The 12270-nt window shown below is 68.6% G+C and carries 14 protein-coding genes and 2 pseudogenes; 9 read left to right on the top strand and 7 right to left on the bottom strand.

The window, feature by feature from the left end; translation table 11 throughout:
- Window positions 1–141 precede the first annotated feature (141 nt).
- The 5 genes and pseudogenes from A4R44_RS06950 to A4R44_RS06935 all read left to right on the top strand — a co-directional run bounded on the left by A4R44_RS06950 (window position 142) and on the right by A4R44_RS06935 (window position 4228).
- Complete coding sequence (locus A4R44_RS06950; protein WP_067577414.1) at window positions 142–453, top strand: hypothetical protein; 312 nt, start codon at window positions 142–144, stop codon at window positions 451–453.
- A gap of 22 nt (window positions 454–475) precedes the next feature.
- Window positions 476–760 (top strand): annotated as a pseudogene (locus tag A4R44_RS50060) (WXG100 family type VII secretion target); the annotation flags it as partial.
- Window positions 761–2494: 1734 nt separating this feature from the next.
- Window positions 2495–2710: pseudogene (locus A4R44_RS45365) on the top strand (transglycosylase SLT domain-containing protein); the annotation flags it as partial.
- Between the two features lie 41 nt (window positions 2711–2751).
- On the top strand, window positions 2752–3918 hold the full coding sequence (locus A4R44_RS06940; protein WP_067577413.1) for a pyridoxal phosphate-dependent aminotransferase: 1167 nt from the start codon (window positions 2752–2754) through the stop codon (window positions 3916–3918).
- 124 nt (window positions 3919–4042) lie between these two features.
- Entirely contained in the window at window positions 4043–4228 is a 186-nt protein-coding gene (locus A4R44_RS06935) for a hypothetical protein (RefSeq protein ID WP_067577411.1), read from the top strand.
- A 66-nt stretch (window positions 4229–4294) separates the two neighbouring features.
- Here the strand turns inward: A4R44_RS06935 and A4R44_RS06930 are convergent, their stop codons facing one another.
- Together A4R44_RS06930 and A4R44_RS06925 are read right to left on the bottom strand one after the other, a co-directional pair.
- On the bottom strand, window positions 4295–4876 hold the full coding sequence (locus tag A4R44_RS06930; protein WP_067577409.1) for an HAD family phosphatase: 582 nt from the start codon (window positions 4874–4876) through the stop codon (window positions 4295–4297).
- A gap of 16 nt (window positions 4877–4892) precedes the next feature.
- Entirely contained in the window at window positions 4893–5909 is a 1017-nt protein-coding gene (locus A4R44_RS06925) for a low specificity L-threonine aldolase (protein ID WP_067577407.1), read from the bottom strand.
- Window positions 5910–6050: 141 nt separating this feature from the next.
- Between A4R44_RS06925 and A4R44_RS06920 the strand changes: the two genes are divergently transcribed.
- The 3 genes from A4R44_RS06920 to A4R44_RS06910 are packed head-to-tail and all read left to right on the top strand — an operon-like array spanning window position 6051 to window position 7885.
- Window positions 6051–6560, top strand: coding sequence for a SigE family RNA polymerase sigma factor (locus A4R44_RS06920; protein WP_037808752.1), 510 nt, complete (start codon window positions 6051–6053; stop codon window positions 6558–6560).
- A complete protein-coding gene (locus tag A4R44_RS06915) occupies window positions 6553–7242 on the top strand; it encodes a hypothetical protein (protein ID WP_067577405.1) in 690 nt (229 codons plus the stop codon). The genes A4R44_RS06920 and A4R44_RS06915 overlap by 8 nt, the downstream gene beginning before the upstream one ends.
- Before the next feature lie 37 nt (window positions 7243–7279).
- Window positions 7280–7885 carry a TetR/AcrR family transcriptional regulator gene (locus tag A4R44_RS06910; RefSeq protein WP_067577403.1) on the top strand — a complete coding sequence of 202 codons (606 nt, stop codon included), beginning with the start codon at window positions 7280–7282 and terminating at the stop codon, window positions 7883–7885.
- A gap of 6 nt (window positions 7886–7891) precedes the next feature.
- Here the strand turns inward: A4R44_RS06910 and A4R44_RS06905 are convergent, their stop codons facing one another.
- Both A4R44_RS06905 and A4R44_RS06900 read right to left on the bottom strand, forming a co-directional pair.
- The gene (locus A4R44_RS06905; RefSeq protein ID WP_067577401.1) at window positions 7892–8305 is read right to left on the bottom strand and encodes a Rid family hydrolase; all 414 of its coding nucleotides are present in this window, start codon (window positions 8303–8305) and stop codon (window positions 7892–7894) included.
- 13 nt (window positions 8306–8318) lie between these two features.
- On the bottom strand, window positions 8319–8975 hold the full coding sequence (locus A4R44_RS06900) for an HD domain-containing protein (RefSeq protein ID WP_067577399.1): 657 nt from the start codon (window positions 8973–8975) through the stop codon (window positions 8319–8321).
- Window positions 8976–9047: 72 nt separating this feature from the next.
- On the opposite strand from A4R44_RS06900, the gene A4R44_RS06895 reads away from it, so the two are divergent.
- Window positions 9048–9980 carry a GlxA family transcriptional regulator gene (locus A4R44_RS06895; RefSeq protein WP_067577397.1) on the top strand — a complete coding sequence of 311 codons (933 nt, stop codon included), beginning with the start codon at window positions 9048–9050 and terminating at the stop codon, window positions 9978–9980.
- Here the strand turns inward: A4R44_RS06895 and A4R44_RS06890 are convergent.
- Genes A4R44_RS06890 through A4R44_RS06880 form a run of 3 tightly spaced genes read right to left on the bottom strand, consistent with a single transcriptional unit; the run spans window position 9956 to window position 12260 of the window.
- A complete protein-coding gene (locus A4R44_RS06890; protein ID WP_067578098.1) occupies window positions 9956–10666 on the bottom strand; it encodes a FadR/GntR family transcriptional regulator in 711 nt (236 codons plus the stop codon). The two genes, A4R44_RS06895 and A4R44_RS06890, sit on opposite strands and share 25 nt — an antisense overlap.
- Window positions 10663–11649, bottom strand: a complete 987-nt coding sequence (locus A4R44_RS06885) for a beta-propeller fold lactonase family protein (protein WP_067577395.1) — start codon at window positions 11647–11649, stop codon at window positions 10663–10665. The genes A4R44_RS06890 and A4R44_RS06885 overlap by 4 nt, the downstream gene beginning before the upstream one ends.
- On the bottom strand, window positions 11646–12260 hold the full coding sequence (locus tag A4R44_RS06880; RefSeq protein ID WP_067577393.1) for a bifunctional 4-hydroxy-2-oxoglutarate aldolase/2-dehydro-3-deoxy-phosphogluconate aldolase: 615 nt from the start codon (window positions 12258–12260) through the stop codon (window positions 11646–11648). The genes A4R44_RS06885 and A4R44_RS06880 overlap by 4 nt, the downstream gene beginning before the upstream one ends.
- Window positions 12261–12270: the final 10 nt, after the last annotated feature.

The following is a 12270-nucleotide window of genomic DNA, read 5'->3' as shown; positions in this document are numbered from 1 at the left end:
GGTCCGGGGGTTCGCGGCCGGAAGTCGGGCAGAACTGCACACGGCACGTGCTCGAAGTCTTAGAGTAAGCAGGGAACCGACCTGGTGAGCGGAGCGTCCGAACTGGTCGGGAAGCGAGTGTCGCGAAGGGGATGACGAACGGTGCCTGTCTACGATCCGGATTCCATGGCCATTGCCGCCAGGAACGTGGAGAAGCTGAAGGACGAGTTCGAAAAGTCCAAGAAGCACCTCACCGGCGTTGACGACGAGCCGGAAAGCCCGTTCGGCACGATGGGCGGCTCCAAGGACGTGCACGGCGCGGTCGGCACGTTCAAACAGGGCGTGCACAGCGAGTTCGACGCGGCCGGGAAGCTGATGGAGGCGACCAGCTTCATTCTCAAGAAGGCCGCCGGGCTGATCCAGGAAACCGATCAGGTCCACAAGACCGACCTGACCGTCCACGAAGACCGCTGAGCAGGCACGAGGGGGCTAGAGCATGGCGCTGATCGACTACCCGCCGAACTGGAACGGCATTGTCGAGAAGTCCAAGAAGGTCGACAAGATCAACCCGGACGCGATCAGCAAAGCGGGGCAGCAGTTCAGCGACGCCGCGAAGCAGGCGGGCGACCACAGTGCCGCGCTGAACAATTCCACGAAGTCGTTGGCAGGCGGAGTATGGGAAGGCCCGGCGGCGGACTCCTTCGTCGAGTACGTCACGCAGATCACCAAGGCCGGCGACAAGGTGCAGGGGCATCTTGACGACGTCGGCAAGGACCTGACGCAGCTGTCGAGCGACCTCGGCGGGATCAAGAGCAAGGTCACCGAGGCCTTCAACACCGCCAAGACGAATATCGACAACCGCATCAAGACCGAGTCGGACAAGGCACAGAAGGCGCAGACCGCCGAGGCCGAGTACGCCAAGTCGGACAAGAAGGGCCCGGCGCCCAGCCCGACGTCGCAGTCGATCATCGACGCCGCGAACAAGGCCAACCAAACCGACGCCACCAATGCCGAGCAGACCATCGATCCGCTGCTGGGCCAGGCCGACGACATGGTCAAGAAGTCGCAGGACCTGATGAAGACGCAGATCGAGGGCGGTTACTCGAAGGTCCCGCTCCCCAACTCGGACGGCACCATCCCGCAGAGCGCCGGCGGCCTGCACACCGGCCACGGCGGCGGTGGCGGCGGCGGTCATCACGGTGGCGGTGGCGGCGGTGCCAGCGGTGGCGGCGGCGGTCTCGGCCCGAGCGGCGGTCCGCCCTCCTCTCCGCCGCCCGGCAACGTTCAGCAGTGGATCCAGGAAGCGATCAAGGAACTGCAGGCCGCGGGCGTGAACGTGACCGACGCGGACATCAAGAACATCTGGGCGATCATCCAGCACGAGTCCGGCGGCAATCCGAACGCGATCAACAACTGGGATTGCGTGCCGCTGGACACGATGGTGCTGACTCGGCGGGGCATGCTGAAGCATCGCGACGTCAAGGTCGGGGACGAGACCATCGGGTTCAATCCGGTGACGCGGCGCAGCGAGTGGACCAAGATCACCCGGGTGGTGCACCACGAGAACGCACCTCTTGTGCGACTGGTCAACACTCGCTGGCAGGCCACGACGACGCCGAACCACCGGTGGCTCACTTTCCCCCGGGGTACCGAAGCACAGCCGATGGGTCCGCTGGTGTGCCCGGAATGCGGATGGGTGCCGCGGGCTTCGGTTCAACCAGCTAACGGCGTCGCGGTTCACCGGCGCAAGATTCACGGCGTGCGGTCGGCTCCGGCCCGCTCCGAGTACGCCGTTGCGGGCAGGTTCGTCACGACCAGCGAGGTCGGCAGCCGCGATCGGTTGCTCCTGTCGGCAGTCGCCGACACCGGGGAGGGGCTAGCGGTCACTGTGCGCGAGGCCGCGATCCTCGGGTGGATCGCCGGAGACGGGCATCTCGAATCTCGCCAGTACCGGCCCACCGCCTCAATCGCTCAGTCGAAGCCGGACATGGTCGCGAAGATCAGCAAACTCCTGACGGACGTACCGCACGCGGAGTACGTGGACGATCGAGGCGGTCGCGGACTGCGGCACCAGTTCCGCCTTGACCACGATTACGTTCGCGATCTGCTGCGCCGGGCAGGCAATCCGAAGTCGGAGGCCTTCAGCCAGGTCCTCGCGATGTCGGCTGACCAGCGCTCCGCGTGGCTGGAAGCGATCACCGACGCGGAGGGCACCAAGCACCTTCGTCCCGGTTACACCCAGCCGAAGGTCACGATCTACCAGGCACCAGGTGAAGTCCTCGACGCGATCATGCTCGCGGTCTATCTGTCCGGGGCCCGGCCTCGGGTGTCCTACAGCGACCGGACAGCGGAACATCACACCTGGCAGGTCGAGGGCGCGGTTCGGGCGAACAACCCGATCGTCACCGGTGCGTTCCTTCGCGAGGAGAGCGCCGGGCGGGGCGATGTCTGGTGCGTGACGACCGAACTGGGCACCTGGACGGCAAGGGAGGGTGACCACCTGTTCCTCACCGGCAATTCGAACGCCGCGGCCGGGCATCCGTCCAAGGGCCTGATGCAGTGCATCGACTCGACGTTCAACGCGCACAAGCTGCCCGGGCACGACAACATCTACAACCCGGTCGACAACATCATCGCCGGAGTGCGGTACTCGCTCGACCGGTACGGCTCGATGTCCAACGTCCCGGGCATCGCGGCGATGGCGCACGGCGGCGCGTACCGCGGTTACTGACGGCGCACCCCGCACGCGGTTCCGCCGGTTAGCCTGGCCGCATGGTCGACATCGGTGCTTTCGGCGGACCCGCGTTGCGGGCAGGCGTGCCTCCTTTTCACGTGATGGACGTGCTGTCCGCGGCGCAGGCCCGGCAGCGCAGCCACGGCGACCTGATTTCGCTCGCCGCTGGGCAGCCGTCCGTGCCCGCTCCGGCGGCGGTGCTCAAGGCCGCCCAGGAAGCGCTCGCGAAGCACACCCTCGGCTATACCGAACAGCTGGGCATTCCTGAGCTGCGGGAAGCCGTCGCCGGGCATTACCGGCGCACCTACGACGTCGACGTGATCGCCTCCGACGTCGTCATGACCACCGGTTCGTCCGGCGGGTTCCTGCTGTCGTTCCTCAGCGCGTTCGACCCCGGCGCGCGGGTCGCGATGGCCCGCCCGGGCTACCCGGCGTACCGGAATCTGCTGAACGTCCTCGGTTGCGAGGTCGTCGAGTTCGCGACCACGGCGGAGACGAATTTCCAGCCGACCGTCGAGCAACTCGATCGGCTCGGGCCGATTGACGGGCTCATCGTCGCGAGTCCCAGCAACCCCACCGGGACCGTGCTGCCGCCGGGCGAGCTGGCCGCGATCTCCGGCTGGTGCGCCTCGCACGGCGTGCAGCTGATCAGCGACGAGATCTACCACGGCATCTCGTATGGCAAGCAGCTCGATTGCGCCTGGCAGTACGGCCGGGAAGCGCTGGTGCTCGGGTCGTTCTCGAAGTACTTCGCGATGACCGGATGGCGGCTCGGCTGGATGCTGGTGCCGCAGCGCCTGCACCGCGCGGTCGACGTCCTCACCGGCAACTTCACCATCTGCCCGCCCGCGGTCTCGCAGTACGCGGCGGTCACGGCGTTCACCCCGGAGTCGTACGCCGAAGCGGACGCGCACGTCGAGCACTACCGGCGCAACCGCGACCTGCTCTTCGCCGGGCTCCGCGAGATCGGGCTCGACAAGCTCGCCCCGGCCGACGGCGCGTTCTACGCCTACGCCGACGTCTCCGACCACACCACCGACAGCCTGAGCTGGTGCCAGCGGCTACTCGCCGACACCGGCCTCGCGATCACCCCGGGAATCGACTTCGACCCGGTCGACGGCGGCCGCTACGTGCGGTTTTCCTTCGCGGGCGCGACCGAGGACGTGACCGAGGGACTGCGTCGGCTCGGAGACTGGCTGGGGTGAAACCGGTCAGGGGGAACCCGGAGATCCCCCTGAACGTTGGGCTGGCGTAGAGAGTTTCCGTCGCACGGATGGCACGCTGGAGGGCACCGGGCCGACGTGGCGCGGAAACGGCATCGGAGGAGCCATGTTCTGGAAGATCGTCGGAGCGCTCATCGTGGCCTGGATCGCCTTCATGGTGCTCGGGTCAGTGATCGGCTTCGTGTTCAAGGCCGTGCTGTGGATCGGCATCATCGGCGGGGTGCTGTTCCTGGGCACCGCGGCCTACGGGGCGATCACCGGGAAGAAGCAGTCGAAGCGCATCAGCCGCTGACCGGCGCCGAACCATACTGGGCACCCGACGGCTCCCGCACCGAAAGGGGCGGGAGCCGTTCGCGGTTCAGGCCAGCGCTGCGCGGGCGGCCTCGGCGCCGTCCCAGAGGTGCGCGCGGATTCCGACCGCGCGGGCGCCGTCGATGTTGACCTGGCGGTCGTCGAAGAACAAGCACTCCTCCGGTGCGGCACCCAGTTTGTCCAGCAGCAGCTGGAAAATCTCGGCGTCCGGCTTCGCGACCTTCACGTCGCCGGAGAACAGCGTGTGCTTGAACAGCTTCGCCCACTCCTGCTCGCGCACCCAGACGCCGAACGCCGACGGCGCGTTCGACAGCAACGCGAGCGAGGCTCCGGCGTCGGACAGCGACTGCAACAGGTCCAGCGATCCCGGCGCGAGCTGTCCCCACCCCGCGACGTCGAGCGCGGTCAACTCGGCCGACAGCGCGTCGTCCACCTTCGCGCCTACCTGGTCGCCGATCGACGTCCAGTACTCCAGGTCAGGGCAGCCGCGGTCGTACGGGTCGCGCACGCTCCAGTACACCGGTTCGAACGTCTCGGGCGAGACGCCCATGGCGGCGGCCAGCTTCGGCACCGCGGCGGTGCGGAGGCTGAGCACCTCGCCGTAGTCGAACACGATCCAGTTGGTCACCCGAGTCCCCCAGGGTTCAGGCACCGGCTTTGATCCGGCGCAGTGCTTCGGCGATGTCAGCGGACGACAGGTCCCGGTGCGTCACGAACCGGACCTTGCCCGCCATGGGCAGAGCCTGGATGCCGAGCGAGCCGAGCCAGTTCAGCGCGGTCGGCACGTCCGGCACCCCGGCGAGAACGATATTGGTATCCGGCGTCCGCACGTCCCAGCCGTGTTCGGACAGGCCGTCGGCCAGCCGTTTCGCGAACTCGTGCGTCTCGGCCAGTTCGTCGACGCGGTCCAGCGCGACCAGGCACGCAGCGGCGAGTACTCCGCCTTGACGCACGCCGCCGCCGAGCATCTGCCGCATCCGGCGGGCCTGTTCGACGAACTCGGCGCTCCCCGCGACGACCGAGCCGACCGGCGCGCCGAGGCCCTTGCTGAAGCATGCCGACACCGAGTCCACGCCGACCGTCAGCGCGGCGGGCGGCACCTGCAACGCGACAGCCGCGTGCCAGATCCGCGCGCCGTCGAGGTGCACGGTGAGCCCGGCCTGCTTGGCGACGGACAGCAGCTGCGCGTGCTCGTCGGGCGGAGTGACCGCGCCGCCGGCCGCGTTGTGGGTGTTCTCCAGGCACAACAGCGTGGTGCGGAGCGTGAAGTACGGGCCAGGGTTGCCGATCGCCGCTTCCAGCGTTTCCGGCAGGCACCGGCCAGGGCCCGCGTCGTGTTCGAGGATGTCGGGCATGCCGCCGGCCAGCCAGGCGGCCGAGCCGAGTTCGTTGGTGAGCACGTGCGCGCCGCGGGTGGCGAGGAACCGGTCGCCGCGTCGCAGGTGGACGCTCAGCGCGATCAGGTTCGCCATCGTCCCGCTCGGCGTCCACAGCGCCGCGGGCATCCCGAGCGTCTGCGCGGCCCGGCGTTCGAGTTCGGCGATGGTCGGATCGGTGCCGATGACGTTGTCGTCGACCTCGGCCTCGGCCATGGCCGCGCGCATGATCGCGTCCGGGCGGGTGACGGTGTCGGAACGGAAGTCGATCAGCTGCCCAGTCATGGTCACAGTCCGATCACATCACACAGCTGGGCGCGGCATCAATGCGACGGGGGGTGGAACGTTTCCGGCCGGACGTGCAACCGTGGACGCCCCCGGATCCGTCCCTACACCGGACATGGCCAGAGCGGAGCTGCAAAGCGCGTGGACCAGCGCGACGAACAGGAGTTCGCGGAGTACTTCGCCGCGAGGAGGGACGCCGTGCGCCGGACTGCCTACTTGATGTGCGGGGATTGGCACAAAGCCGACGACCTCGCGCAGACGGCGTTCGTCGCGTTGCACCGGAGGTGGAAGAAGATCAGAGACCGCGCGGCGACCGACGCGTACGTGCGCAAGACGCTCGTGCGCGCGGTCATCGACGAGTCCCGCCGTCCGTGGCGGCGGGAGCGGCAGACCGAGGTGCTGCCGGAGCCTGTCGACGACAGTCCCGGGCTGGCCGAACGCGTCGCGACGCGCGAGGACCTGCTCGCGGCGCTGAAGGAAGTGCCGCCGAAGCAGCGGGCGGTGCTGGTGCTGCGGTTCTTCGACGGACTGGACGTCGGGGCCGCGGCGACGGCGCTGGGCTGCAGCGAAGGCAACGTGAAGAGCCAGACGGCACGCGGGCTGGCGAATCTGCGTCAGGTGCTGGAACGGGAGGTGGAGACCAATGGATGAGCGGGAAGCCGAGACGTTGTTCTCCGCTGTTCCCGGCGAGGTGCCGCCGCCGACGTTCTCGGTGGACGACGTGGTGCGCCGGTCGAAGCGCGAGACGCTGCGCCGGCGTAACCGGATCACCGCCGGCGCGGCGGCCGTGCTCGTGGCCGCCGGGTTCGGCACCTGGGGAATTGTGGGTATTTCGAGTGAGAAGTCCGATTCCAGCGCGAATTCCGTAGCCGCACCGGTGCAACCCGGCGGGTCAGCGGCGCGTCCTTTCAGCAATGGGGATGACTTCCCGGGTCAGCCGTCTCGGCAGGGAGCCGGCGAAACCGGGAGGACCGGCCCTCGGGTCGAAGGCACCTCCGGGTGCGGACGGGTGGACTGGGAGCTCGCCACTGCCCTCGCTGGCGAGCTCCCAGGCCACTTGAATGCCGCGCAGGCTTCCCCGGGCAGCGTTTGTACGACGTCGTCGCGCGGCGCGGGGTTCCCGCTTCCGGACGGGACCATCGGCGCGGCGGTATTCGCTCGCGGTGCCGCGGTGAACGTGCCCACGCAACCGGCAGGAGCCCTCACCGTGCGTAAGCAAACCGGCACTGGCGGGACTCTCGTGCTGGTCAGCGTGCCGGGGACTTCCGGGCACCCGGCACCGTACGCAACCGACCTGGCGCGCTTCGCCGCTTCGCTGGCCATCCGGTTCTGATCGGCGGCCATCGGGGCGGCTGGCAGAATGACCGGACATGACGGCAGCAGCCACCACCCCCAAGGGCGAGCGACGGCGGGCAGCGCTGGTCGAAGCCGCCGCCGAGCTGCTGGCCGAGGGCGGTTTCGACGCGGTCCGGCATCGCGCGGTCGCCGAACGGGCCGGTCTGCCGCTGGCGTCCACGACGTACTACTTCGACTCACTGGAAGAACTCGTCACCGCCGCGGTGGAGCACCACGGCCAGACCGAGCTGGTGAACGGACGACGGCGGCTCGACGACCTGACGACCCGGAACCGGGGCGTGCAGGCGACCGTGGAACTCGTGCTGGACATGCTGCTCGGCCCGCCGAGCGGCGACCCGGAAGCCGACGCCGAGGCGGTCCTGCTGCGCTACGAACGCCTGGTCGCGACCGGCCGCCGGCCGTACCTGCGCCCGCTGATGCGGACGCTGTCCCAGCAGCTCAACGAACTGCTGACGGAGATCCTCGCCCGCTCCGGGACGCCGGTGGCCAAGGACGAACTGGACCGGCTGGTCGCGCTGGTGGACGGGGCCGTGGTCAACGCGCTGATCGCGGTCGACCCGGCTCCGCGCGCCGCGGCCGGACGGATGCTGCGGACCGCGCTCGCCGAGACCGTCCATTGAGGACAGTCATTCCGGATAGGCCGCCGTGGCGCGAATTTCGATCAGCAGCCCCGGGCTGGCGAGCCCGCTGACGCCGATCATCGACCACGCCGGATAGGGCTCGGCGGTCACGAGTCGCTTCTTGGCTTCCAGGAAACCGGGCAGGTGCTGGTGGATGTCGACGTGGTAGCTGGTGATGTCGGCCAGCGCGGAGAGGTCGAGTCCTTCCAGCCGAAGGATTTCCTCGATCCGGCGGAGCGCGATCTCGGTCTGTTCCTCGATGGTTTCGGCGATCTCTCCGTCGGGGCGGCGGCCGATCGTCCCGGCGATGAAGAGGTGGTTGCCCGCGCGAACAGCGGCCGAGTAGCCGAAGCGGGCGAAGGCGGAGGCCCCGGACGGTCCGAAAACCTCGGAGTCCTCGGGGATTTTGACGGCGTACATGTGGCTTCCTTTCTCAGTTGCCCCAGCGGGAGGTGCGGGCGGCACGCTCCAGCCGGGTTTCGCCGTCGGCCGCACGCTCTCGCAAGAAGTCAGCGGGAGTGGACGGCACGGGCGCGTTCTTCGGGTTTTTCGCGGCCTGCGCGACGATCGCGTCGGTGAGCGAGCGGACCATCTCGAGCCGGGGATAAATGGCGTGGATCGCCCCGCCCTCCTCGTCGGTGACGGTGGTGAGGTACTCGGCGGCGATCGGACCGCCGAAGTCGACGGAGACCCCGGCGCGGACGAGCAGGCACAGCGGACCCCGGTGTTCCGCGATGCCCGCGGTGGTGTGCAGGGCGATGGCTTGCCAGACCTCGTCGGCGTCCGCGGTGGAAATCCCTTGCTTCAGCAGGAACCCAGCAGCCCGGTCGGCGCCTTCGACCTCGAAACGCTCCACGTGCGGGCCGTCCGGCGCCACGCCGATGTCGTGCATCACGCACGCGGCGAACAGCAGGTCGTCGTCGAAGCCGGACACGGCCAGCCGGTCGGCGACCAGCCGCGCGAACAGGTAGGTACGGACGCTGTGGTTGAACACTGACTGCGATTCCACCGGGCGGACGAGCTCGACGACGGCGTCCGCCAGCGGAGTCGCGGGCAGCGCGACCACCGGGTCCGGAAGGAGTTCGGTCATGGCTTCAAGCGTGGTCCGCAACGCGCTGACCTGGCGAGTGGCAAGTTTGCCGGACTTCGATAGAATCTCGCCATGACAGTGCATCGGGTCGCGGTGCTGGCGCTCGACGGGGTCCTTCCGCTGGATCTGGCGATCCCGGCGCAGGTGTTCCAGGTCCGGCCGCAAACGCACTACGAGATGACGCTGTGCGCGCTCGGTCCGACGGTTGCCACCAGTGCCGGATTCGAGCTGGCCGCCGAAGGCGGGATCGAGGAGCTGCGCGCTGCGGACACGCTGATCGTGCCGGGGTACGACCCGATCCGCGAGACGCCGGACGCGGCGGTCGAGCTGCTGGCCGACGCCCGCGACCGGGGACGGCGGGTGGTGTCCATCTGCACGGGTGCGTTCGCGCTGGCTGCGGCGGGAGTGCTGGACGGCTTGCACGCCACGACGCATTGGGAATATATCGACGAATTCGAGCGGGAATACCCTTCGGTCCGGGTTGCTCGGGATGTGCTTTACGTCGACGAGGGCGACGTGCTCACCTCAGCGGGCGTGTGCTGCGGCATCGATCTGTGCTTGCACATCGTGCGCCGCGATCTGGGTGCCGCCGTCGCCAATCGCATCGCGCGCGGTCTGGTCGCTGCCCCGCATCGCGAAGGCGGACAGGCCCAGTACGTGCCCGCGCCGCTCGCGGAGGCTGGCGACGCTTCGCTGTCGGCCACGCGGGAATGGGCGTTGCAGCGACTGGACGAATCGCTCAGCATCCGGCTGCTCGCCCGGCACGCGGAGATGTCGCAGCGGACTTTCCTGCGCCGGTTCGCCGAAGAAACCGGGACAACGCCGTTGCAGTGGCTGCTCAACGCCCGGCTCGGCAAAGCGCGGGAACTGCTGGAAACCACGGACCACTCGGTGGACCGGGTCGCGCGGGACTGCGGTCTGGGCACCCCGGCCAACCTACGGCTGCACTTCCGGCGGACCCTCGGAACCACGCCGACTGCCTACCGCCGCGCGTTCACTTCCTGATCTGTCCGCTTCGCGTCGGCGGCGGATTTCACCAGCAGTTCCAGCATCGCGGTCTCCGCGTCGATCGGGTCGTGCGCGGCGATGGCGTCCAGCACTCGCCGGTGGCTCGGAACCGGATCGTCGGCGGGACCGGCGCTGTGCACGAGCTTGTCCCGCTCTGCCAAGCCGATCGCGATGACGCGTTCGATCTGGAGCAGGAAGTTGTTGTGCGCTGCGGTCAACAGGCCGCGGTGGAACGCCAGATCCGCTTCGACGCTCGCTTCCAGGTCCGGTGCGGAGACCATCGCGTCGAGCGCGGACGCCAGCGCGGCAAGGTCTTCGGCGGTCGCGCGTTCTGCCGCCAGCCGTGCTGCCGCGGGCTCGACCACCGCGCGTACTTCGGCCAATTCGTCCAGCAGACCGGCGTTTCCGCGTGCGGTGGTTTGCCAGCGCATGACGTCGGCGTCGAGCAGTTGCCAGTTCTCGCGTGGTTGCACGTAGGTCCCGTGTTTCTGCCGCGCGCCGATCATTCCCTTTGCTGCCAGCACCTTCAACGCTTCCCTCAGCGCGGTGAGGCTGATGTCCAACTCCTCGCGCAGCGCGGGAAGGTCCAGCACCATGCCCTCGTGCCATTCGCCGGACAGAATGCGTGCGGCGAGCGTTTCCACGGTCTGTCCGTGCAGGCCGCGAGGGCGATAGTCGGTCACCGGAGCGGGAGCACGCACGTCGGGGAGCCGGTCGGATACTTCCGGACCTCTGCGTTTCCCAAGTCTTTCAATGGGAAAACGGAAACGACATCGTCCTTGAAGGCCGCGGTGTAGCAGGTTCCGTCCGCTACCGCGAAGTTCCACGGGTACGACCCGCACGGCTGATCGGCCGTCGCGCGCAGCGGGGTTCCGGCGAACGACGTGATGCATTCCGGCCCGCGATTCGACAGGTAGATCCCGGAATCGAGCACTTCCAGGTGTGCCACCAGTGATTCGCCGCCAGTCGCCGTCGCCGGAGTCGCGGCGACGAACTCGAACGCTCCCGGCGAAGTCTCCCGCAGCGTAATCAGCTCGCCGGACAATTCCCCGGCCATGTAAGCGATTCCGTCCTCGCCGCGCACGAGCTGTCGTGGCCCGGTGCCCGGCGGTAGCGACGAAACGGCCAGCGGAGTGAGTTTTCCTTCGGGAGACAGTGTGTAGCTGCGGATTTCGTCAGTGCCCAGATCGACGGCACTCACCACTGAACTGTCCGCTGACGATACCGCCATGTGGACGTGCGGGCCTTCCTGCCGGTCGGCGCGCGGCCCGCTTCCAGTGTGCTGCACCAGGTCCGTGCGTCCCTCGATCCGGCCGTCCGCGCGCAGGGAGAAGACGGCGAGGCTGCCGCCGCCGTAGTTGGCACACAACAGAAACCGGCCGTCCGGCGTCACCGCGAGGTGACACGGGCTGGCCCCGCCGGATTCGACGACGTCGAGTGCGACCAGGCCGTCGGTGACCGACAAGGAGGTGATTTCGCCGTAGCTCGTCTCGTTGGTCGCGTACACCATCGGCAGCGCGGGATGCTGGGTCAGCCAGGTCGGCGACACCATCGGCAACGTCGAATCCGCGGCCAGTTCGCCACCGGAGCGCCGGAAAACCGCGATTCCGGTGCCGTTCCCGCCGGTTTCGGCGGTACGGCAGCCGACGAGTACGACGTCGCTCACAAGCTCTCCCTCACCAATGCGGCCACTCGGGCCCGGATGTCCTCGGCGGATCCACGGGTCAGCGCCGACCCGATCCCGCAGGCGACGGCGCCCGCGTCGAGCCAGCGTGGCACGTCCTCGGGAGCGATTCCACCCGTTGGCACGAGCGGGGCTTGCGGAAGCGCGGCGCGCACGTCCTTGATCCATTGCGGGCCGAGCGCGGACGCGGGGAAAACCTTTACGGCGTCAGCACCTTCCTCCATCGCGCGCACGATTTCGGTGACCGAGCCGGTGCCGGGCAGTGCCGCGATGCCGTACCGATGAGCGGTACGCAAGACCGCGGTGTGCAGTGACGGGGACACGAGAAACTGGGCCCCTGCCCGGATCGCGGCCGTTGCGGACGACTCGTCGAGCACCGTGCCTGCCCCGATAGTGGCGTCCGGATACGCGGCGCTCAGCTCCTCGATCGCGACGAGCGCGCCCGCGTTGGTGAGCGGGATTTCGACCGACTTCAACCCGGCGTCGAGCACTGCCCGCGCGGCGGCGACGGCCGAGGCGGCGTCCGCCGTCCGCACGATTCCGACGACGCCCTGGCGCACCGCTGCGCGCGTGATCTCCCACCGGTATCCCATGGCGGCCAGC

Source organism: Amycolatopsis sp. M39 (assembly GCF_001651785.1).
Classification (GTDB): domain Bacteria; phylum Actinomycetota; class Actinomycetes; order Mycobacteriales; family Pseudonocardiaceae; genus Amycolatopsis; species Amycolatopsis rubida.
The sequence above is the reverse complement of the archived record's forward strand: the minus strand, read 5'-3'. Positions and strand labels throughout refer to the sequence as shown.